The sequence below is a fragment of the Pontibacter populi genome (genome assembly GCF_019336435.1).
GTDB lineage: Bacteria > Bacteroidota > Bacteroidia > Cytophagales > Hymenobacteraceae > Pontibacter > Pontibacter humidus.
In genome coordinates this window covers 226343-247953 of sequence record NZ_JAHWXQ010000004.1, presented here as the reverse complement: position 1 = coordinate 247953, position 21611 = coordinate 226343, and the positions used below count along the sequence as shown (strand labels likewise).

Sequence of the window (21611 nt, the reverse complement as noted above, 5' to 3'; positions counted from 1 at the left end):
ATTGAAATGCTAATTTTAATGGAATTTTTAAAGGTGTGGAATGACGAGTATAAGAACGGAAACTGAAACAGTAATAAAGAAGATTTTGCCTTACTTAGAACGAAGAGGGTACGATCTTAAAAGCGATTTTGACTTTGAAACAGCGGTTGTAACTGCTGAGCGTTACTCGAAAGGGTATATAGATGTATTGGTAAACTTAGGAAAGCCTAAGCCTGTTTTTCTGATTGAGGCAAAAAAGATATCTAAAAAATTAAATAGTAAAGACAGAGATCAAGCAATATCATATGCAAGATCGTCAGAAATAAATGTTCCATTTGTAGTGGTAACGAATGGTATTGAAATACAGTGTTTTAATACAAAAAATAAAAATAGAATACTTTGGGATGGGAAACCTTTAGATAAGATTCCATCAAAAGAACAACTTAAAATTGCTCTTAGAACATTAAAGTCAAATCCTGATGCAGTAATTATACCTTTATCTAGCGATAGTAGTCTTCCTTATCGCCCTGGCCTACCTCTCAGACAACTTAATGCTCTGTTTTACAAGAATCATAGTATGATAAGAAAAATAGAGAAAGATGAAGATAATGCTTTTGCTGATTTTTCTAAGTTGTTGTTTCTTAAGCTGTTAGAAGAAAAGAATGATAATGAAGATGATTTTGAGTTACCATATTCTTATCGTTTCTATGAATTGGCAGAAAAGCCTGTAAGAGAAGCTGATCAAGTTAAGGTAGCAATCCTATCAATGATAGATGCGATAATTGATAGAACTTCTTATGGTGATGTATTGAAGGAAGGTATAAAACTTAATAATCCTAGGACATTCTATAATATTGTTAAAAGTTTAGCTTCAGTATCATTTACTGATTGCAGTTATGATTCTAAAGGTGCAGCTTTTGAATACTTCGTTAGAGCAACATTAAAAGGTAAAAAGCTCGGGCAATATTTTACCCCGCGTGAGCTTGTTCAATGTATGCTCGCTTTAGTTGGTAGAGAAAAGATAGTAACTTCTGTACTCTCAGGCTCTCCTTTAAAAATAATTGATCCGGCTTGTGGTACAGGTGGGTTCTTAGTTTTTCTTCTTCAAGATGCTTTAATTCAGCTTCAAGATAAGCTTAAGGGAAGGAAGATTAACAGAAGTACATATGATAATGCCGTTGAAATTATCAAACGTAGGACATTCTATGGTTCAGACGCAAATAAAGGTGTTGCTGCTTCTGCCAAGATGAATATGATAATAGCAGGCGATGGTCATACAAACATTCAACATGAGGATAGCTTAAGCTCAAAGGCAACAAATTGGTCTACTACATTCTCAGACTGTGATTTAATACTTACAAATCCCCCTTTTGGTACATCTGAGGCAGATTCTTTGACTGCAAATGATCTGTTACAGTATGACATATCTTCTACGAAAGGTCAGCATTTATTTATCCAGAAAATGATCAAAGCAACAAATGCTGGTGGAGAGATATGTACTGTAATTGATGAAGGAGTATTAAATACTGATTCAGCAGCAAGCTTAAGAAAATATATATTAAAACATTGCAGGTTAATAGCAGCAATTAGTCTTCCTGGAGAAACATTTAAGCCAAATAAGATCAATGTAAAATCAAGCTTATTATATCTTGAAAAACGGGATATGCCAGATGAAGAATTTGAAGATGTATACAAAACTACAGTTTGTGAATTCAAGTCTTTGGGTTATCAAGGTTCTGGAGATAAAATTAGAGGATTTAACTTAGATAGGCTTTTAAATGAGATAAGCACACTGCTTTTGGATCAATCAGGTTCTTCTACAAGAGAAGGTTACAATTGGAAAGCTTTTGATGTAGATGTGCAAGACTTAGTTAATGATTATACTCATAGATTTGATTATAAATATTGGAACAGCGAAACGAGAAAAAAGATAGAAGAATTAAGTGAATCTGGTAACTTAACTGTAGCTGAACTTAATACAATCCCTACTCAACGAGGGAAAAGCCCTTCTGCAGAAAACTATGTAGACGAAGTAGATGGTTATGCTCTTGTTATAAAAGCAGGAAGTAACATTAGTAAATTCGGCAAAATTATAACAAAAGGAGCAGATTGGATTGAAAAAGCTATTTATGATGAATTACTAGAAAAAGGAGTAGAGATAGAAAAGGTTACTGGAGAGCCTTGTAATTTGAGTTTTGTTCGGAAAGGAGATGTTGTATTAGCTTCAACAGGTGATGGGACATTAGGTAAATGTGCAGTGTATGACTTAGAACACCCGGCAGTTGCAGATGGACATGTAACTATCATAAGGCCTGATCTATCTAAAATTGATCCTTATTATTTAGCAGATTATCTTAGAAATGGATTTGGAGCAATACAAGTATCTAGATTATTTACTGGATCAACTGGCTTGATTGAGCTTACACCTGAACAAGTAAATAGAATTGTAGTTGACTTAAAATCAGACATTAAGGAGCAACAAGAGATTTCAAAAGCTTTAAGAAGTATTGAACTGAATTATCTTGCCAAACTTAATGAAGCTGATCTATTATTAGTAGAATCAAAATCATTACTGAATTAGATAGTAAGGATAAAATTTACATGATTTAATGCCTGGGAGCTTGGTTGCTCTCAGGCATTTTTGTTTGCAATGCACTACTCCTCTTTAGGATATCAATTATTTGTATGATAGTTGCTCAAACTTAATCAACGGGGTTAATTACGATCAAGGAAAGTGTTTTAGGAGTGTCATTTTTTACTCTTTTTGAAAAAGGAGTGGAATTTTTTGTCACAAAAACTTAGATGTATAATTCTATTGCCACTTTTCCGAAAAGAACGTTTAAGAGTCATCACAAAAAATTTAATGTATGAAAATCAACTTTTATTTAAAGGGCAAAGCGAGCAAAGGCGACACAACACAAACAAAGAAGGCAAAGCAAAATGTAAGGACCTATGTAGAATTAAGAATGCGGTATGATGGGCAAACGTTTGTTTATGGTACTGGAATTAATGCTACATCCTTAGAGTGGGATGACAGAAAGCAAAAGCAACGGTTTAAATCGCAATCTTCAAAAGTACATCACAATAAGTATCTGGATTATTTAGAAGAAGAAATTGAAGGATTATACATCCAGAACAAAACAAAAGGTATCCATTTATCACTTCAACAATTCAGAGAACAGGTAAAGCAGCACTTAAACAAAAGCTTAATTAAGGAGAAAACATTTTTTGATTACTTAAAGCAAGATTATAAAGAAGCAAAACATCTTAAAGCATCTCCGAGTGCTAGAATAGGTAAATCAACGGTAGCGAAGTATAACTGTGCAGTAAAGCATCTGGAAATATATCAGGACGTCAGAAGGGTAGTGTTAACTTTTGACTCAATGACAAAAGGGTTCTATAATGATTTCGTAAGCTACTTTACATATGAATACTTCTACACAGAGAAAGGTAAAACTATTGTGGGGCTTGATGATAGTACGATAGGGTGTACAGTTAAAAATATAAAAGCATTTCTTAGCTGGGCAGAGCAGGAAGGATTACATAGTAATACAGCTTACAAAAATTTTAAAGTAATGAAAGCTGAGAAGGAACAGATAATTACTTTGAATGATGATGAGTACCAGCAACTATTAGATGTAAATCTAGGTGATGACGAAAAGTTGCAACGGGTAAGAGACATCTTTGTGCTTGGTATTGCGGTAGGTGCCAGGGTATCAGATTTACTGGTTTTAAAGCATAGTAATATAGCTTATAAGGACGGTAACTACTTCATCGAGTATTTACCCGAGAAAACTATAAAACATCGTTCAAAGCCGCTTTCAGTACCCATTGTAAGTAATGAAGCAGTGGCAATTATTAAAAAGTACAACGAGCAAATCGAATCTTTGCTTACAAAAATATCGAAACAAGAATTTAATAAGCTTATTAAAGTAATTGCTAGAAGAGCTAAGATTACAGATAAGGTAAATAAGACGAAAACACAGGGTGGTAGAGAAGTTATTATTGATGTATTACCCAAATGGCAGATGCTTACATCTCACTGTATGAGACGGACATTTATAACAAGAGCACTTAAAGCAGGGTTGCCAGTACAATTGGTTATGGAATGTTCAGGTCATACAGACTATAAGTCATTTCAACGATATATAGATTTTTCAAATTCAAAAGACAAAGCTGAAGCGTTTAAAAAACTCGCTGATAAGTCTGCAATAATGAAGTTAGTAGCTTAGGTAAGCTTATTATTAAAGCTGAGTTATATCATACAAAGCTTACCATAATTAAGAGATCGTAACATAAGCTGAACTTGATAATAAAGCTTCAGCAAATCATAGGCATACAAGGGTTGGAGCCTATACTGTAAATAGTAAAGACTGTAAAGAGTAAGAACTCTGTTTAAAACATAGGTTCTTATTGATCGGGGCAAATAAAAATCAATTTATTATGTTCCCAGAACAATTAAACACAAACACATTATTAGTACATCTTACTTCACAACAGCTCTTGGAGCTTATGAGTAAAACATTTGCTGTAGAGTTGGAGAAAGTACTTCCGTATGTATTAAGTGCAGTTAAAAGCTCTATAAATGAGCAAAAACTCTACACAAGAAAAGAAGCTGCGGAAAAGCTTAACGTATCACTTACTACTTTGCATAACTGGAAAGTGCAGGGCATTCTGGTGCCGATGCAGTCAGGTAGAAAGTGCTTATACACAGCAGAACAGTTAGATACATTTCTTAATGGGCGAACGGACGAACTTCCGTATTAACACACCCATTTAATCAATCAATTTCAAGAACTGTAAAAAGAGCATCAGTAGCTTAAACGCTGCTGATGCCACTCTCTGTATATGTATATTTATGGATATGATACGTTAAGGGCGTATCAATACGAAGACTATAGTCAAATTCTTAGTGATAGGTTTGAGCAGGAATTTAAGCGTAATAAAAGTGGTAAAATCACTTACAATAGTGCCGAGATACATCTGTCATTTCCCAATGGTATGACGATTGTTTCATTCAGTATACCGAAGCTCTTATTTAACGGATGTAATATAGAACTTGCAGGTATAAACGAAACTTTAGAAGCTGTCGGGCTGATGGCGGAAATACTAGGTATAGATTTTTCGAAGTTTCATAATTCCAGGCTTGATATAACAACAAATATTAAAAGTTCTATCAGAGCAAGCGCTTATGTTAAGCATTTAAAGAATCCTCCATACTTCAAAGGATGTAACTTGAAGAAGAAAGGTATTTATTACCATACAGCTGCAGAATTGAAAGATTCTGCAAGGGTATTATCTCTTTATGATAAAGAAGATTTGTTAAGAATAGAAGCAAGGTTGTTTAGTAAAGCTGAATTAGGGCAAAGTGCAAATTATTTGTTTAAAAGGCATTTAAAGCACGAAGCTTTAGTTTCAGAACTTACAAAAGAAAGCTTCTATGTGAATAGTGTTTATTACTTAAACGACTTAGTACAATCTGCTATACCAAAGTGCAAAATAAAGGCAGAAAGCATAGGAGTATATGAAGAGCTGAGGTCATCACTTGACTCAAATTTAAGGTATACATTACCCGACAATTTATTGCGAAATGTATGTTAAGGGTAGAAATGTTTGTTAGAATGGGTTGAAAAGCTTTGAAATAAAGGAAGTGTAAAGGTTTGAAGAGATGGGCAAAAGTTTAATAAGTAAGAGAGAAGAATTAACAAAGGATTAGATAGGTAATAGAAGGTGTTATTAGGTTATAATGGGTAGATAAAAGATGTTAAAGCTATTAGATAGATTAATATTATAGCAAATAACATTGAGAAGTATAATAGAGAAGCAAATACTACTTAATAACGCATTTTTAGCGGTCATAAATTAAGATAAAAGCAAACAATGTTAATTATACTTATCGAGATGCTTAAAACGCTTAAAAACGCTTAAAAGTATTAATGCAAGTTAAGATTGCTCTTCAACTGATACAAGCGAAGTTAAAGGGACGTCAAGAGCTTTAGAAATAACATACAAAGTACTTACTGTAGCATTGATCTCACCCCTTTCAATCCTTCCTATCTGATTTATTGGAATGTCTGCTGCATATGCGATTTCTTCTTGAGAAAGGCCCTTAGAAAGTCTTAATAAGCGGATGTTCTCACCCACAGCTTTTATAATATGCTCGTTTCTCACTTTGGTCACAAAGCAAGAAGGTGAGATTAAAGAAGTTTTATTAACACATATATGTGTTATAGATATAGTAGTTTGTATATTTATAGTGTAAACAAACAATATAAACGAAAATGAAAAAGTTTTACTTGATTCTGCTGTTAACTTTCATTTTGATTGGTTCAGCAAATGCGCAAAAAACTATCTACTATGTCTCTGATTACAATCTCGATTTACTTAGAAAAGAAAAATTCGAAGAGAAAGCTGTATTCAGCTTTACACAAAGCACAATATCATTACAATGGGCTGGGAGAAAATATGATTTAAAAATTCTTAAGAGTGAAAGCATTAAGGAAGAAAATATGATAACATACTGGACTGCGCATAGTGGGAAGGATGGTAAGAAAACTCTGGTAATAATTGAAGTTTTAGGGAGCTATTCAGAAAATGAATATCCAATGATTAGTTATAGGATAGGAGAAAATATCCTTTTAGCTTTTCATACAATTGATTCATATATCAGGGAATAATTAGTTATTAAAAATTTAGTAGGAGAAACATAGCGGGAGATAAGTTCTACAATAGCGGGAGATAACATCAACACACTTTATGCTCCCATACTGATCAATTTTTAATCATTCGTCAGCTTCATCAACAAAGAATGCTGGATATTAAGATTAAGAGGGTGCTGCATCTAAATTGTGGTATCCTCTTTTGCGTTAATCAGAGGCATTCATCATATTTGTTTATGGGAAACGGATATGATTACTACGATTTAATGATAGATGAGCTTATAAAGCTAAGAAAGGAAAAAGGACTTTCGCAAAACGATTTAGCTTTAAAGATTCAATCTTCTTTAAGCTATATTCAAGATATTGAAAATCAAACAATAATGTTAGAACCGAGAGAAATGACTTTTATTTTGGCAGTACTAGGATATGATACTTTTGAATTATTTAGAAGAGTAAAACTAAGAAAAGAGAATTCAAGTGGACTTGATTCTTAAATGTAATACGATTGCTTTAAAGCGAAATTTATGTAAATCTTTACAAAGTGTACCGTATAGTGTACCGCAGAAATGAAAAAAGGCTTGTAATCGTCTGATTTACAAGCCTTTTCTTTAAATAAGTGTGGTCGCGAAGGGAGTCGAACCCCTAACCTTCTGATTCGTAGTCAGATGCTCTATCCAGTTGAGCTACGTGACCATTTTCCGTAATGGTGATGCAAAGTAACGCCAATTTTTCTTACAACGCAACCCCTAAACACACATTTTTTTAATTTTTAGCGCTCGCGTTCTTCAGCGCTTTCTTCAGGGCGCGGTCAAAAACGAAGTATAAACCACCTATCGAAATGATAATCAGCGCAATCATAAGCAGTTTGCCGGTGGTGCCACTGTCCGGGTCTTGCAACAAAGAAATAATATCTTTTGCCTGTGTGCCTATCCAGTAAAAGAAAACAGTGCGCGGAAGCATGCCAACTATACTTGCCAGGAAAAACTTTTTTCGGTTTACTTGCAACAACGACAGCACAAAGTTCATCAGCGCAAAAGGCAGCACCGGCGAAATGCGGGTTAAAAAGATGAGGGGCCAGCTTTCGGCGCGCAGTTCCTGCATTAGGTTACGGGCATTCTCGAAACGGTTCAGGAAACTCATCATCTTGCCATGGTCAATTAGCTTGGCCAAACTATAGCCTACCAGCGCCGCTACGCCATACGCCACTACTACACCCGGAAAAGCCTGCCATCCCAAGTAAAAACCGCTTACCAGCGCCACAAAAGTAGTAGGGGTAAGGGCCAGCGCCATCGTAATCGATATCACCACAAAGTATAAAAGCAGCTGCCAGATGGTAAGGTCCCGGAAAATATCCTGGTATTGGTACAAATAAACAGCCAGCGTAGAGCTTACCGTAACCGGCACCACCACCAACAACAGCATCGATACAAACGTAGATGCATTTTCGCGGACAAGGTTTTTAAGCAGTGGTATCAGCTTCATCAGCTTACGGGGTTTGGTAATGTTAGCATTAGACGAATGACAAAGGAGAAAAGATTTTAGCTGACAACAAAGTATAACTATAGCTAAACAACTATAGCCGGGCGCTGTTTCTTATTTTTATTAACTTGCGGAGTATCGTTTATAATTAAACTATAGATATGAAATTCGGAACAAAAGCTATACATGCTGGTGTAGAACCAGACCCAACCACAGGCGCCATCATGACGCCAATTTACCAAACGTCAACCTACGTGCAAAAGTCACCAGGCGACCACAAAGGCTACGAGTATTCGCGTACGCACAACCCAACGCGCACGCAACTACAGAATGCACTGGCAGCCCTGGAGAACGGTAAGCATGGCTTGTGTTTTGCCTCAGGTATGGCCGCTATAGATGCGGTTATTAAAATGTTGGCTCCCGGCGATGAAGTGATCTCGACGAACGACCTGTACGGTGGTAGCTATCGCATTTTTACCAAGATCTTTCAGAACTATGGTATCAAATTCCATTTTACCAACATGGCTGACCTGAGTAAGGTAGAAGCGCTGGTAAACGAGAATACCAAAATGATCTGGGTAGAAACACCAACCAACCCCTTGCTTAACATCATTGATATTAAAGGCTGCGCTGCCATCGCTAAAAAGCATAACCTGCTACTGGTAGCTGATAATACGTTTGCCACTCCATACCTGCAAACGCCACTGGATCTGGGTGCTGACATTGTGATGCACTCGCTTACAAAGTATATGGGCGGTCACTCGGATGTGGTAATGGGTGCGCTTATAGTTAACAACGATGACCTGCACGAGCGTTTGGCCTTTATCCAGAATGCATGCGGCGGTACACCGGGCCCGCAGGACTGCTTCCTGCTGCTGCGTGGCTTAAAAACACTGCACCTGCGCATGGAGCGCCATTGCCAGAACGGTCGTAAGATTGCCGAGTACCTGCGTAACCATGCCAAGGTAGAGAAGGTATTCTGGCCGGGCTTTGAAGATCACAACAACCACAGCGTTGCTAAAGAGCAGATGAATGATTTTGGTGGTATGATCTCGTTCGTGCTGAAAGGTGATAAAGTAGAAGATGCTACCCGTGTGTTGGAGAAACTGAAATTCTTTGCGTTGGCAGAGTCATTAGGCGGTGTAGAGTCGCTTTGCGGACACCCGGCAACTATGACGCACGCCAGCATACCACGCGAAGAGCGTATGAAAGCTGGCCTGAGCGACTCGCTGATCAGACTGAGTGTAGGCGTTGAAGATGCAGAAGACCTGATCGCAGATTTAGAGCAGGCAATTGGGTAAGTTTATAGTCTAACTTTATATAAAAGTTAAAAGAGCCGTCAGCGTTATAGTTGGCGGCTCTTCTTGTTTGTCTGAATCAGGATTTGCAGGATTTTTGGATTAACAGGATTATAGTTCTCATGGCGCGAGCGTCTTCGCTCGTGTCGAACTATAGTTGGGCGTCCCGCCCATTATTACATAATTGAACGGTTTAATAAAATATAAACAATGAAAAAGGGGCCAGAGGCCCCGCTATAGCACGTCACGAGCGAGGACGCTCGCGCCATGAATTAGTTTTATTGTTTTTGTTGCATGGTTCTTCAGCCGCTGGCAGGAACGGATACCATTCCCGAAAAAACTAGGTCTGGAAGTAACTATAGCTACTGGAACTATAACCCTGAATTGCTTATCTTTCTCTAACTCTCTAACTCCTAAACTCTAAAACTATGAAGGTTCTTTTCAGGGAGCGACAGCGGTTCAGGCAGGTATGGCTTTGGGTGCTTATATTGGGTATAGCTGCTTTGTTCTGGCTGGGCTTTGTGTACCAGGTTCTGTTGGGTGGTGCATTTGGCAACAGGCCAGCATCTGATGTGCAGTTAGCTATAATAACAGGTTTGGTAGGAGTAGGGCTGCCTTACTTTTTCTACAAAATGTCGCTTACTACAGAGGTGGTTCCCGGTGAGCTGCGGGTGCGTTTCTGGCCATTCCACTTAAAACCGGTAACTATAGCTTTGCACGAACTACGCGATTATGAGAAAGTAACTTATAACCCGATCATGGAATATGGTGGATGGGGCATTAGATGGGGTTTAAAAGGCAAGGCTTACAACGTGTATGGTAACAAAGGTGTGAAACTATACTTCTATAACCGTAAGTCTTTACTTATTGGCTCCCAGAAACCCGATGAGTTATTTGATGCCATAACTATAGCCAAACAGCAGAAGGTTTGATTGTTGATTTGCACAAAATCACATCAATCCTATCAATCCCGGTTCAAACAAAAAGGCCGCCAACTATAAAGCTGGCGGCCTTTGTAACTATAGTTCGCTTAGACTACTTCTGAGCCTGAACGCCTAATACTTTGTATACTTCAGTCATGTCCGGGATCAGAACGATCTCAGTACGACGGTTTTTAGCTTTTGCAGCAGCAGTACGTCCTGTGTCAGCTGGCTGGTAGTAAGCACGACCTGCAGGTGTTACTCTGTCCGGAGAAAGACCTTTCTGAGTCAGGATACGAGTGATCTCAGTTGCACGCAGTACGCTCAGATCCCAGTTGTCAGCAATTTTCTTAGTACCTGGCAATACTTCCACGTCATCTGTGTGGCCTTCTACCATCACACCAACTTCATTGTTTTTCTTCAGTACACTTACCAGTTGATCAAGAGCTTTCTGGCCACCTGGGTTTACTTTAGTGCTACCTGTGTTAAACAACAGCTTATCAGACATAGAAACGTAAACTTTGCCATCTCTAACTTCTACGCTCAGGTCGCCCTGGTTAAAGCCTTGTAATGCAGTATTTACTTCGTTTCTCAGGTTATCCAGTGCTTTCTGCTGCTCGTTCATTTTGCGCTCCATCTCAGCAAGAGATTGCTCACGCTCTTTTAAAGATGCAGATAACTCATCAACTTTTTGCTTAGAAGCAGCTTGTTCAGCTTCCAGAGCTTCTTTGCTTGCTTTCAGGTCTTCGTATTTTTTAGAAGATACGCAAGATGCCAGCATTGTAGTGCAAAGCAATACAGAGAAAGACGCTTTTACAAAGTTAAATTTCATGTGTTTTAATTTGTTGTTAGTTTATAAATAGTAATCTGGTAATACATTTACGACTGCAAAGATGTAAAAAACAAGTGCTAAAGCCAAGCTAAATTAGATAAACACTATATTTATTGTTCCTCAAACGACGAAGTATAGTGCAATATTGTGAGAATTGAATATTTTATATAAAATACTGGGAATGAGGAGCAAAGGGCTCTACTTATTTGGCTTATAGGTTGATGGGATACCTGAAAATTTTTGTACCAATTCAATTGGTTGCTACCGCCTTCGTTTCCGATTCCCGTAAAAAAGGATAACTTTAACATCTGTACTTTCACCTAACTACATCATGAAAAAACAACTATACTTTCTGTGCCTCTTTCTGCTAATGGCTATAGTTAGCATGGCGCAATCCAAGCCCGATTATTCTAAGATTACCCTGGTAATACATGGCGGCGCCGGAACTATAACCAAAGCCAACATGACACCTGAAAAAGAGAAAGCCTACAAAGAAGTGCTTAACCAGGCTCTGAAAACCGGCTACGCTATATTGGAGAAAGGCGGCTCAAGCCTCGATGCAGTAGAAGCCACCGTACGCGTAATGGAAGACTCGCCGTTATTTAATGCCGGCAAAGGTGCCGTGTTTACCAACGAAGGCAAAAACGAACTGGATGCGGCTATTATGGACGGCAAAACAGGCAAAGCAGGAGCTGTAGCCAGCCTTACAACTGTGCGCAACCCAATTACTGCTGCCCGTGCCGTAATGGAGCAATCAGAACATGTAATGCTGATAGGACAGGGCGCTGAGAAGTTTGCCAAAGAAAAAGGGCTGGAGATTGTTGACCCTTCTTACTTCCGTACCGAAACCCGTTACCAGCAACTACAGAAGCTGAAAGAAAAAGAAGGCGAGAAAACAAAACTAGACCACGATAGCAGCGGCACCAGCAGCACCGAGAATATTTTTGTGGAAGGTGAGAAGTTCGGAACCGTTGGCGCCGTAGCCCTGGATGCTTATGGCAACCTGGCGGCAGCAACCTCAACCGGCGGCATGACCAACAAGCGCTACGGCCGCGTAGGCGATGTGCCGATTATTGGTGCCGGTACTTATGCCGATAATAATACATGTGCCGTTTCGGCAACAGGCCATGGCGAGTATTTTATACGCTCGGTGGTAGCCCACGACATTGCCGCTTTAATGGAATATAAAGGCTATAGTTTAAAGAAAGCAGCCGACGAGGTAGTAATGAAGAAACTGGTGAAACGTGGCGGCGAAGGTGGTGTAATAGCCGTTGATAGAGATGGAAATGTTGCCATGCCTTTTAACTCTGCAGGTATGTACCGTGGCTATATTAAAAAGGGAAAAGCTGAAGTGGCCATTTATAAAGAGTAGTAACTATACACTATAGTTGATATAAAAAGAGCGGGCTATACTTGTACTAAGTATAGCCCGCAACTTTTAGGTATAATTCAACTTTTATTCTTCAGGAGTTTGTATCCAGTCCAGGGCTTGCTGGCGTTGCTCTAAGGTAAAGTGTTTTACGGTAGCAGATGTGAAAGGCGATGCTGCTACAATAAGCCAGTCGAGCCATTTCTGTTCGCCAACAAGGGCGGCCTTGCTAAAGTCTGCAGCGTGTCTGAAGTCAAATTTAAGGTCTTCCCACAGGGCTTTCAGGGTAAAATCTTCCACTTCCTGCATCTCAGCATACACATTTATTTTGCCATACTGCTTTATTTTTTCCTGCAGTATAGGCAGCATTATATCGTAATCGTTTTTGTCTACATGGCCCGATATCCGGAAAGCTACCAGATCACCTTTTGATTCTTCTAACAATTCTAACATGGATGTTGACATTCTTTAAGCTATTAACGCAACCGGCAGGGTACACGTTTATGAAATATTGATCATATGTAATACAGTTTTAACGCACGTGCTTTATTTTAATTGCCCGAGTGTTTTAAGCAACACTTCGCCAGTGGGTTCTTCGCGGCCATCAGCAAAGCGGATCTTGTAAACTTCGCCGCTCATCGACGATTTAGTAGCCAGATACTCTATAAAGTCTTCTGCCGATTTTATTTTGTCTCCATGTTTTTCCAATTTTGCTTTCAGGTGCTCGGCTGCTTCCTGGCAACTGTGTTCGGTACCGTTCCGGATAAAAGTAGCGCCCTTCATGCCCCGGATACTTTCAATCAACTGGTCTATTTTTTGAGATTCAGACAACGTGCCAGACACCGAAGAAGAAGTGGTAATACCAGGTGTATTGCTTTGCTGTGCCATAGTTGGTTGTACTGCAACAAGGCAAAGTATAAATAAGGCAATTGATGTTATCGTTTTCATACTATTTTATAGTTTGTTTTACAGGTTTGGTCTGTGATGCTTAAGAAATTATTCGCAATTTTAAAGCACTATAGTACAGGCGCCAGCGTTATGCTGACTAAGTTTTATGCCATGTGCTTATAGGGGTGTATACGCAAGACCCTGCTTACCGACAAGTACTGATACATGAGAAATTTTATACTTTTTTTATTTTTCCTGCTTATAAGCCAACAGGTTCTCGCACAGAAGAACATCGAAACCCGTCTTGGCTATAGTTACACCGACCAGTTTGAGTTCTCGGATGAGTGGCAATACCTGAGCACCGACATCTACCTTTTTAACGGCAGCAAGTTTACACGTGTACTTAACGAGTTGGAAAGCGGCGTTAAAAGACCCAAAAAACGCTACCGCAATAAACTGGAATACCTGCTGATTACAGCGCAGCTCAAAAACATGAAGCTCTTCGGAAACGATGAGATCGTGTATCCGCTTTATAACTTTTATGTAGACCAGGAAAAGGATAACTATAAAACACAGGTAAGCGATAACCTGGAAGTGGTTCGGATCATTGATAAGATGCCACTTTCATCGACCCAGAATAACATAGATGCTACCATAAATGCCAAGGCCATAACAAACGACGGCGGCGATGAGGTTTTTGGGATGGTGGCAAAACAACTTGTCAACCTGTCTAAGCTGACTACACCAACCGGGGCTGTATTGTCGCTGGTAGGGGAGTTTGGTAATTTGCTCAGTACCCGCACCAGCAAGCGCGAATACCGTTTCAGTTCCACTATAAGATTGTACGAGGGCCAGGACTTCGATACGCGCCTGCACTCGGTTAAAGTGTATGTATTTGTGCCCGGCGAAGTAAAAACGGTAACTATAAAATCGGCCCGCCTGGCCGACTACCTGGCTAAAAACCCGAACAAGCTGGAGCGCCGCATGCTGGAAGAGATGACCAATTATAAGGATTACCCTTACATGGTGATCGCCAACTATAAATCGTTGTACAAAATGGATGTGCTGACCGGCGACGAAGTAACCCTGGACCTGATAGAAAAGCGCAAACAGAAAATACAGAACGCCTACGAGCAGCAACTGGTAAACGACGAGACCTTCAGGCAGGAGAAATTGTTTGTGGAATTTTTGCGTGTGTTTGCCGAAATGAAGCAGCAGCTTAACATTTACCGGTTAAACTACCGCAATAACAGCCCTGAAATAAATGCCCGCAACCTGTTTGCCATCATCCAGGAATACAAGCGCCTGAAAGCAACCATGGATGCCCGTGAAGCGGAATTCAAAACAAACAGCACCTATAAGAATATCTTTAAGAACGAGTATCAATCTATACTTACCAATGCCGATCTGTACTTAGAGGCCGATCATAACCTGAAAAGCGGGAAACTGTTGGTAAACACGTTGCGCGAGCTCGAAAACGACCCGGCCAACTATAACACGCCCGAAAAACGCGAGAAAGCGCTGGCTAAACTATACGCCGTAGAGTTGCCGCGCCCAGATCTGCTGTCGGCCTCTGTGGAAGGGGAAGCCATCGTTCGGTTAAAAGCAAAACTGGAAGAATTGCAGTATGCATCGGTATTTGAAAAAGATGTTAAAAAGCTGGATGATACCCCGGCATCGGATGAAACTATAGCTGTACGCAATGCGCTGCAGGATAAAGTAAATGCCAGCAACTGCCTGAGCTGCCGCGATAAAGTACGTGATGCCGTTACGGCTTACAACAAGCGTTACGAAAGCTACAAACTGCGCGAAGCCGTGCACGACATGACAAAACTGCGCAACGAAGCCGAGCAACAGGTATTTACTTATCTGCGTCAGCAACTATGTTTTGAGAATAACCTGCAGGCTACCGCCGTAGCTACCACCGATAATGGCATGGATAGTTACTACGCCCGCATCAAAGAGAAAAGCGATGCTTTTTCGGCCTCCATAAAGACCCTGGATGCCTTAGCCAAACAACAACCGGAGATCTCGCAGCTACAGAAAGTGCAGGACTATACAAAACAGCTGCAGCGCCTGCTGCAGGAAGCAAAACAGAACTATACCATTCTTTGCAGTATAGATAGTAAACTTTGTGAGTGCCCGGCTTAAATAACTTTATAGTTGTGCGCTGCGTTGGCAAGAGCACATGGAGCTTGATTTTAATTATTTATTCGGGATAGGGGAGGATACCCTGACATGGTGGCAAATGTCGCTGCGGGCTATCGGGGTTTTCTTTGCGGCCTTGCTTATAGTTAGGGTAGGTAACCAACGGGTATTCGGCAAAAACACTGCTTTTGATATTATCCTTGGCGTTGTTTTCGGATCTATCCTGAGCCGGGCCATAACCGGTAATTCGCCTTTCTGGCCGACGCTGGCTTCTGCGTTGGTGCTGGTACTCCTGCATCGTGGCCTGGCCACGATAGCCTATCATACGTCGGGCAGGTTTGGTGATTTTCTGAAGGGCAGGCCCGTACAGCTGGTAAAAAACGGGGAACTACAGCATGATGCCCTCCAAAAATACAGTATGACCGAAAACGATCTGATGGAAGCATTGCGTACGCATAGTAAACACCCCGACATCTCAACCATTGAAACGGCTTACCTGGAGCGCAACGGCGAGATCAGCATTATTATTAAAAAAGGGTAATTACAAAAAAGTCCCCTTCTGCTATAGTTGCAAAAGGGGACCTTGAATTTTTAAAGCTTGTGTAGCTTATGCCATTTGCGCATCCAGCTTCTGAGCCAGTACGTTTTTAGGCACCGCGCCAACCTGCTTATCTACTACTTCACCGTTCTTGAAAACCAGCAATGTAGGAATGCTGCGGATACCGAATTTAGCAGAAGTCTGCGGATTTGCATCTACGTCTACTTTACCGATAACGGCTTTCCCTTCGTAGTCGCCAGCCAGTTCTTCCACGATCGGGCCTACCATACGGCATGGGCCGCACCACTCTGCCCAAAAGTCTACCAGCACCGGCTTATCTGAATTGATTATCTCATTAAAGTTAGCGTCTGTAATTTCTATTGCTTTGTTAGCCATAACTTTAGCGTTTTTGTTGGTTAAATTCTGTGTTATAAATATAGTAACAAATATAGCTTCGGCAAATATAAGCCCAAACTATACCCACCTGACAAGGTGACGTTGTTTTCAGGCCATAGCTTTTTACTTACGTCTAAAACGGGTAAAAGTATAGTTGTAAAGCATAACAGGTAAGTAATATAATTGTTTTGTGTGCTTGTAAATATAGGGTAGTTTAAAAATAATCTGGTGGATGAAGGAGTTAGCAGATATGTGTAAAAGGCTCTTTTGGACTTCTTAGTCCGAAAGCACACTGATGGGGATTTCCTAATCCCCGTACCTACAAACGCGGATTAGGAAATCCGCTTCAGGGATAATTTCGGATTAAGAAATCCGAAACAGCTATAAAACAGCTGCAAAACCTGAAACAGCATATTAAACTATAAGGTATAGTTGCTTTATGGGGCTTAAGAATAAGATAGTACCAAACGGGGTATACTCTCTAACCATGACGGTAGTTGATTGGGTAGATATTTTTACTCGGCCAGTTTACAAACATATTATAGTTGAGGCTCTTAAGTATTGTCAGGACAAGAAAGGCTTAGAACTATACGCATGGGTTCTGATGAGTAATCACTTACACCTGATTGCTGCAGCAGAAGAAGGCAAAACCCTATCGGACATTATCCGTGACTTTAAGCAATTTACCAGTCGCAAAATAGTAGCCACTATACAGGATGAACCCGAAAGCCGCAGGCAATGGCTGTTGCATCGCTTTAAGTTCAATGCTGACCAAAACTCTAAAGTAAAACACTATAAACTATGGCAGGATGGCAACGAAGCGAAAGAAATGTTCAGTAACACGTTTATTGATCAAAAGCTGGAATACATTCATCAAAACCCGGTTCGGGCAGAATGGGTAAATGAGCCGGAATATTATCGTTATAGTTCAGCTGCCAACTATGCCGGAGAGGCGGGGTTATTATCAGTTACACTCATCAGCTAACACAAACTTTCTCCCTTCATATCTGCATTTCTATACTTTTCCAATGCTGTTTCGGATTTCTTAATCCGAAACTAAAGCTGAAGCGGATTTCCTAATCCGCGTTTGTAGGTACGGGGATTGGGAAATCCCCATCAGAGTACTTTCAGACTAGGAAGTCTGAAAGAGCATGAGTTGTGAAGCCAACTATAGCCAGTATAGTTTCCGGAAAAGACTTGCTGTTAGAAGCAGCTATAGTTGAAACGCAGAAAGAAAGCTCAAAAAAGATTGGCTTGAAAAGTAAGTAAGAAGCTATAACAAAAAGGGTGCGCTACCACAGCAGCTCACCCTTTTATAGTTGTCATATAAGTAGCTCGATTATCAGATCAACTTACACTCCCCCAATCCCAATTCCTTAATAGAAGTTAGGAACACTTTCGGGTCGATTCTGTACTTGCGGGAATAAGTTGGCAGTGCCAGTTTTTCGTCTGGCACGTGCAGCATAATTTCCAGGCGCTTCTGGCCGGCGCTGGCAACTATTGCCTCTTCCAGGGCTTCTGCAACATTTGGTGTAAAGTGCTGCAGGTTAATGTTTAGCTGAACGCCCTGCGCCATTTTATCCATCACATCGCCTAACAGCTGAATGTTAACTGGCTTCAGCTCCCATTGGTCTTCGGTTTTGTAACGCAGCTGCACTTTCCCTCTAATAAACAGGTATAAGCCCATTTTCAGGTAAGGAGAGAACTTCACATAATCTTCCCCAAATAGCGCCATCTGCATCGACGTGTCATAATCCTCGATCGTGAACAGGGCAAACGGGTTGCCGTTCTTAGCCGTACGGATCACTACATCGGTAACCATACCGGCCACATTCACATCACGGTTTTTATACTCTTCAATTTTATCCAGCGGGCAGGTGCAGTAAGAGTCTATTTCCAGCTTAAACTGGTCGAGCGGGTGGCCTGACATATAGAAACCTACCACCTCTTTCTCGCGACGCAGCATCTCTGCCTGTGTCCAGACTGGTACTTCCGGTATTTTTGGTAGTGGTGCAGCTACGGCGGCTCCACCTCCGAATAATGACTGTTGCGCAGCCTGCTGTTCTGCCTGGTAGCTGTTGCCATAACGTACCGCTTTTTCCAGCAAAGGCATACTCTCGCCTTCCGGAATCTCGATCAGCTGAGCGCGGTGGTATAGTTCCCACGAGTCGAAACAGCCGGCCAAGGCCATGCTTTCGAACGTTTTCTTGTTTACAGCACGCAGGTTCACACGCTTGGCAAAGTCGAAGATATCCTGGTACAAGCCTTTTTCGCGCTCTGCAATAATAGCATCTACAGCAGCTTCACCGGTTCCTTTTATCGCAGCCAAACCAAAACGGATCTGCCCCTGTTCGTTCACGTTAAACTTGAGTAGCGATTCGTTTACGTCCGGACCTAACACTGCCACACCTTGCTTGCGGGCTTCCTCAATAAAGAACGTCACCTTTTTAATGTCGTTCATGTTGTTGGTAAGCACCGCGGCCATGTATTCGGCAGGGTAGTGGGCCTTCAGGTAACCGGTCTGGTAAGCAACTACAGAGTAAGCGGCGGAGTGGGAGCGGTTAAAGCCGTACTGGGCAAACTTCTCCATCACGTCGAAAACCTCAGAGGCTTTCTTAGAAGGGATATTGTGAATTTCGGCGGCTCCGGCAATGAATTTCTCACGCTCCTCGGCCATCTTTTTCATGTCCTTTTTACCCATCGCACGGCGCAGCAAGTCGGCACCACCCAGCGAGTAACCGGCCAGGATCTGGGCCGTCTGCATGATCTGCTCCTGGTACACCATGATCCCGTAAGAGTAATTCAGGATCGGCTCCAGCAGCTCGTGCGGGTATTCTACTTCCTCTTTACCATGCTTCCGGTTAATGAAGTTCGGGATGAACTGCATCGGGCCTGGACGGTAAAGGGCGTTCATGGCAATCAAGTCTTCAATGTTGGTAGGCTGCAGGTCTTTGAGGTACATGCGCATACCTTCTGACTCAAACTGGAATGTACCAATGGTGTCGCCACGCTGGTATAATTGGTACGTCTTTTCGTCGTCAATCGGAATGTTGTCTATATCGATTTCAACGCCATGGTTTTTCTTGATGAGTTCCATGGCATCCTTAATGATGGTCAGGGTTTTCAGGCCCAAAAAGTCCATCTTCAACATGCCGGCACTCTCGATCACCTTACCATCGAACTGCGTTACAAGCAGGTCAGAGTCTTTGGAAGTAGAAACCGGGATATAATTGGTAATGTCGTCCGGGGCAATGATCACACCCGCCGCATGAATACCGGTATTACGTATAGAGCCTTCCAGCTTTTCAGCCAGTTTAAGTACCGCAGCGCGGTGGTCGGTTCCTTCGCGGATCGCGGCCAGGTCCAGGTTCTCCATAAAGGCCTTGGCTAGGGTAGTACCCGGAGTTTCAGGTACCATTTTAGCCAGTTCGTTGGCTTCTGCCAGTGGCAGGGAAGTAGAACGGGCTACGTCTTTAATAGACGATTTGGCAGCCATGGTACCAAAGGTAATGATCTGGGCTACCTGTGTTTTGCCGTATTTGTCTACCACGTAATCGATTACGCGCTGGCGGTTCACGTCGTCAAAGTCAATATCAATATCGGGCATCGACACACGCTCCGGGTTCAGGAATCGCTCGAACAGCAGGTTATACTTTATCGGGTCGATGTTGGTGATACCGATGCAATACGCTACTGCTGAGCCGGCTGCCGAACCACGACCCGGCCCAACAAACACGCCCATGTCGCGGCCACGGTTAATGAAATCCTGCACAATAAGGAAGTAACCGGCAAAGCCCATCGTTTCCACAATGCGAAGCTCATAGTCCAGGCGCTCTTCTATCTCAGGGGTGATGTCAGTGTAACGCTTTTTAGCGCCCACGTACGTCAGGTGGCGCAGGAAAGCATCGGCATTTGCATGCTCCGGCGGAATAGGGAAGTTAGGCAGCAGGATATCGCGCTTCAGTTTCGGAGGCGTAATCTTGTCTACGATATCGTTAGTATTATCAACAGCTTCAGGCACATCCTTGAACAGCTCGTTCATTTCGGCCTGCGTCTTGAAGTAGAACTGGTCGTTCGGGAAGCCGAAGCGTGTTTTCGGGCCGGCCTCGTCAATGCGGTTCAGCATCTGGCGCACACTTGACTGGTGGCCATACTTCTGGCGCACATTCTCTACCGTGTCATAGATCACCTTCTGGTCATCCGACAAAAAGCGGTAATATTTAGTGGTAAAGTCTCCAACCGGAGTGCTCTGGTCTTCGCCGGTGTTCACGCAAAGCAGAATATCGTGCGCGTTCCAGTCTTCCTGATCTACGTAATGCGAGTCGTTGGTGCAGATTACCTTTACATTATACTTTTTTGCCCACTTCAGCAGTACCTGGTTAATGTCTTCCTGGCTTTTGCCGGTACCGTCAATGTTCATCAGGCCATGGCGCTGGATCTCGATATAATAATCCTCACCAAACACATCCAGCCACCACTTAAAGATTTCTTCGGCCTCATCTTCAGTTTTCCATAGTATGGCCTGCGGCACTTCGGCACCAATGCAGCAACTGGTGGCAATCAGGCCTTTGCTGTATTTTAAAAGCAGTTCTCTATCTATGCGCGGCCACTTGCTGTACATCCCCTCAATATAAGACATAGAGCAAAGTTTGGCCAGGTTCTGGTAGCCCTCCTGGTCTTTGGCAAGCAACAACTGGTGGTGGCGCACATCTTTCTGCTCCTTGCTAAAGGATTTCTGATGACGATCGGTAACAAGGTAAAACTCGCAGCCTACGATCGGTTTCACGTTATACTTGTTGGCCTCATTCACGAAGTTGAAAGCGGCAAACATATTTCCGTGGTCGGTCATGGCAACGGCTGGCATGCCATCGGCCTGCGCCTTTTTCATGAGCGCGCTGATGCTGGCCTGTCCGTCGAGCAGCGAGTACTGGGTATGGGTGTGTAAATGCGAAAAAACAGGCAAGACTGTGGAAATTAGAAATTAAAAATTATGAATTAGAAATGACTTGAAAGCTGGGATCTAAGCTCCAGTTATATCCAAACCAAACTAATTTCAGAATCAAATTATGACAATAAGCAATGTAGAATTGGCTTTGCTTTACATT

At 41.7% G+C, this 21611-nt stretch carries 19 protein-coding genes and 1 tRNA gene; 12 read left to right on the top strand and 8 right to left on the bottom strand.

Features of this window, described 5'->3' with window-relative positions; all coding sequences use genetic code 11:
* Positions 1 to 40: 40 nt before the first annotated feature.
* The 4 genes from KYK27_RS14910 (at position 41) to KYK27_RS14895 (ending at position 5580) form a co-directional block, all read left to right on the top strand.
* A complete protein-coding gene (locus KYK27_RS14910) occupies positions 41 to 2560 on the top strand; it encodes an N-6 DNA methylase (RefSeq protein ID WP_199110974.1) in 2520 nt (839 codons plus the stop codon).
* A gap of 286 nt (positions 2561 to 2846) precedes the next feature.
* Entirely contained in the window at positions 2847 to 4211 is a 1365-nt protein-coding gene (locus KYK27_RS14905; protein WP_199110973.1) for a tyrosine-type recombinase/integrase, read from the top strand.
* Positions 4212 to 4422: 211 nt separating this feature from the next.
* Positions 4423 to 4746: a helix-turn-helix domain-containing protein gene (locus KYK27_RS14900; RefSeq protein WP_199110972.1), complete on the top strand. Its 324-nt coding sequence runs from the start codon at positions 4423 to 4425 to the stop codon at positions 4744 to 4746.
* 234 nt (positions 4747 to 4980) lie between these two features.
* Positions 4981 to 5580: a hypothetical protein gene (locus tag KYK27_RS14895; protein WP_199110970.1), complete on the top strand. Its 600-nt coding sequence runs from the start codon at positions 4981 to 4983 to the stop codon at positions 5578 to 5580.
* A 342-nt stretch (positions 5581 to 5922) separates the two neighbouring features.
* On the opposite strand, the gene KYK27_RS18525 is transcribed toward KYK27_RS14895, so the two are convergent.
* Positions 5923 to 6123, bottom strand: coding sequence for a helix-turn-helix domain-containing protein (locus KYK27_RS18525; protein WP_317195941.1), 201 nt, complete (start codon positions 6121 to 6123; stop codon positions 5923 to 5925).
* 137 nt (positions 6124 to 6260) lie between these two features.
* Here KYK27_RS18525 and KYK27_RS14885 point away from each other — a divergent pair, with 137 nt between their 5' ends.
* Together KYK27_RS14885 and KYK27_RS14880 are read left to right on the top strand one after the other, a co-directional pair.
* Complete coding sequence (locus KYK27_RS14885) at positions 6261 to 6656, top strand: hypothetical protein (RefSeq protein ID WP_199110967.1); 396 nt, start codon at positions 6261 to 6263, stop codon at positions 6654 to 6656.
* Between the two features lie 218 nt (positions 6657 to 6874).
* Positions 6875 to 7132 carry a helix-turn-helix domain-containing protein gene (locus KYK27_RS14880; RefSeq protein WP_199110965.1) on the top strand — a complete coding sequence of 86 codons (258 nt, stop codon included), beginning with the start codon at positions 6875 to 6877 and terminating at the stop codon, positions 7130 to 7132.
* Between the two features lie 125 nt (positions 7133 to 7257).
* Here the strand turns inward: KYK27_RS14880 and KYK27_RS14875 are convergent.
* Both KYK27_RS14875 and KYK27_RS14870 read right to left on the bottom strand, forming a co-directional pair.
* Positions 7258 to 7331, bottom strand: a tRNA-Arg gene (locus tag KYK27_RS14875).
* 69 nt (positions 7332 to 7400) lie between these two features.
* Complete coding sequence (locus KYK27_RS14870) at positions 7401 to 8120, bottom strand: TVP38/TMEM64 family protein (RefSeq protein WP_199110964.1); 720 nt, start codon at positions 8118 to 8120, stop codon at positions 7401 to 7403.
* Positions 8121 to 8278: 158 nt separating this feature from the next.
* On the opposite strand from KYK27_RS14870, the gene KYK27_RS14865 reads away from it, so the two are divergent.
* Together KYK27_RS14865 and KYK27_RS14860 are read left to right on the top strand one after the other, a co-directional pair.
* Entirely contained in the window at positions 8279 to 9418 is a 1140-nt protein-coding gene (locus KYK27_RS14865; RefSeq protein ID WP_199110962.1) for a cystathionine gamma-synthase, read from the top strand.
* Positions 9419 to 9843: 425 nt separating this feature from the next.
* On the top strand, positions 9844 to 10347 hold the full coding sequence (locus KYK27_RS14860) for a DUF6141 family protein (protein WP_199110960.1): 504 nt from the start codon (positions 9844 to 9846) through the stop codon (positions 10345 to 10347).
* Positions 10348 to 10450: 103 nt separating this feature from the next.
* Here the strand turns inward: KYK27_RS14860 and KYK27_RS14855 are convergent, their stop codons facing one another.
* Positions 10451 to 11167 carry a flagellar motor protein MotB gene (locus KYK27_RS14855; RefSeq protein ID WP_199110958.1) on the bottom strand — a complete coding sequence of 239 codons (717 nt, stop codon included), beginning with the start codon at positions 11165 to 11167 and terminating at the stop codon, positions 10451 to 10453.
* Positions 11168 to 11498: 331 nt separating this feature from the next.
* Here KYK27_RS14855 and KYK27_RS14850 point away from each other — a divergent pair, with 331 nt between their 5' ends.
* Entirely contained in the window at positions 11499 to 12539 is a 1041-nt protein-coding gene (locus tag KYK27_RS14850) for an isoaspartyl peptidase/L-asparaginase family protein (protein ID WP_199110956.1), read from the top strand.
* Between the two features lie 84 nt (positions 12540 to 12623).
* Here KYK27_RS14850 and KYK27_RS14845 read toward each other — a convergent pair whose 3' ends face one another.
* The gene (locus KYK27_RS14845) at positions 12624 to 13001 is read right to left on the bottom strand and encodes an STAS/SEC14 domain-containing protein (protein ID WP_246594265.1); all 378 of its coding nucleotides are present in this window, start codon (positions 12999 to 13001) and stop codon (positions 12624 to 12626) included.
* 81 nt (positions 13002 to 13082) lie between these two features.
* Complete coding sequence (locus KYK27_RS14840; protein ID WP_199110952.1) at positions 13083 to 13484, bottom strand: DUF5329 family protein; 402 nt, start codon at positions 13482 to 13484, stop codon at positions 13083 to 13085.
* Between the two features lie 165 nt (positions 13485 to 13649).
* Here KYK27_RS14840 and KYK27_RS14835 point away from each other — a divergent pair, with 165 nt between their 5' ends.
* Both KYK27_RS14835 and KYK27_RS14830 read left to right on the top strand, forming a co-directional pair.
* The gene (locus KYK27_RS14835) at positions 13650 to 15575 is read left to right on the top strand and encodes a hypothetical protein (protein ID WP_199110950.1); all 1926 of its coding nucleotides are present in this window, start codon (positions 13650 to 13652) and stop codon (positions 15573 to 15575) included.
* A gap of 37 nt (positions 15576 to 15612) precedes the next feature.
* Positions 15613 to 16113 carry a DUF421 domain-containing protein gene (locus KYK27_RS14830; protein WP_199110949.1) on the top strand — a complete coding sequence of 167 codons (501 nt, stop codon included), beginning with the start codon at positions 15613 to 15615 and terminating at the stop codon, positions 16111 to 16113.
* A gap of 66 nt (positions 16114 to 16179) precedes the next feature.
* On the opposite strand, the gene trxA is transcribed toward KYK27_RS14830, so the two are convergent.
* Positions 16180 to 16542, bottom strand: coding sequence for a thioredoxin (gene trxA / locus KYK27_RS14825; protein ID WP_350410446.1), 363 nt, complete (start codon positions 16540 to 16542; stop codon positions 16180 to 16182).
* A gap of 403 nt (positions 16543 to 16945) precedes the next feature.
* Here trxA and KYK27_RS14820 point away from each other — a divergent pair, with 403 nt between their 5' ends.
* Positions 16946 to 17491 carry an REP-associated tyrosine transposase gene (locus KYK27_RS14820; RefSeq protein WP_199110947.1) on the top strand — a complete coding sequence of 182 codons (546 nt, stop codon included), beginning with the start codon at positions 16946 to 16948 and terminating at the stop codon, positions 17489 to 17491.
* A 357-nt stretch (positions 17492 to 17848) separates the two neighbouring features.
* Here the strand turns inward: KYK27_RS14820 and dnaE are convergent, their stop codons facing one another.
* Complete coding sequence (gene dnaE, locus KYK27_RS14815) at positions 17849 to 21469, bottom strand: DNA polymerase III subunit alpha (RefSeq protein ID WP_199110945.1); 3621 nt, start codon at positions 21467 to 21469, stop codon at positions 17849 to 17851.
* Positions 21470 to 21611 lie beyond the last annotated feature (142 nt).

Bases quoted from the DNA above. Each gene is read 5' to 3' on its own strand.
- KYK27_RS14910 (WP_199110974.1), top strand. From the start codon at position 41: ATGACGAGTATAAGAACGGAAACTGAAACAGTAATAAAGAAGATTTTG.
- KYK27_RS14905 (WP_199110973.1), top strand. From the start codon at position 2,847: ATGAAAATCAACTTTTATTTAAAGGGCAAAGCGAGCAAAGGCGACACA.
- KYK27_RS14900 (WP_199110972.1), top strand. From the start codon at position 4,423: ATGTTCCCAGAACAATTAAACACAAACACATTATTAGTACATCTTACT.
- KYK27_RS14895 (WP_199110970.1), top strand. From the start codon at position 4,981: ATGACGATTGTTTCATTCAGTATACCGAAGCTCTTATTTAACGGATGT.
- KYK27_RS14885 (WP_199110967.1), top strand. From the start codon at position 6,261: ATGAAAAAGTTTTACTTGATTCTGCTGTTAACTTTCATTTTGATTGGT.
- KYK27_RS14880 (WP_199110965.1), top strand. From the start codon at position 6,875: ATGGGAAACGGATATGATTACTACGATTTAATGATAGATGAGCTTATA.
- KYK27_RS14870 (WP_199110964.1), bottom strand. From the start codon at position 8,120: ATGAAGCTGATACCACTGCTTAAAAACCTTGTCCGCGAAAATGCATCT.
- KYK27_RS14865 (WP_199110962.1), top strand. From the start codon at position 8,279: ATGAAATTCGGAACAAAAGCTATACATGCTGGTGTAGAACCAGACCCA.
- KYK27_RS14860 (WP_199110960.1), top strand. From the start codon at position 9,844: ATGAAGGTTCTTTTCAGGGAGCGACAGCGGTTCAGGCAGGTATGGCTT.
- KYK27_RS14855 (WP_199110958.1), bottom strand. From the start codon at position 11,167: ATGAAATTTAACTTTGTAAAAGCGTCTTTCTCTGTATTGCTTTGCACT.
- KYK27_RS14850 (WP_199110956.1), top strand. From the start codon at position 11,499: ATGAAAAAACAACTATACTTTCTGTGCCTCTTTCTGCTAATGGCTATA.
- KYK27_RS14845 (WP_246594265.1), bottom strand. From the start codon at position 13,001: ATGTCAACATCCATGTTAGAATTGTTAGAAGAATCAAAAGGTGATCTG.
- KYK27_RS14840 (WP_199110952.1), bottom strand. From the start codon at position 13,484: ATGAAAACGATAACATCAATTGCCTTATTTATACTTTGCCTTGTTGCA.
- KYK27_RS14835 (WP_199110950.1), top strand. From the start codon at position 13,650: ATGAGAAATTTTATACTTTTTTTATTTTTCCTGCTTATAAGCCAACAG.
- KYK27_RS14830 (WP_199110949.1), top strand. From the start codon at position 15,613: ATGGAGCTTGATTTTAATTATTTATTCGGGATAGGGGAGGATACCCTG.
- KYK27_RS14820 (WP_199110947.1), top strand. From the start codon at position 16,946: ATGGGGCTTAAGAATAAGATAGTACCAAACGGGGTATACTCTCTAACC.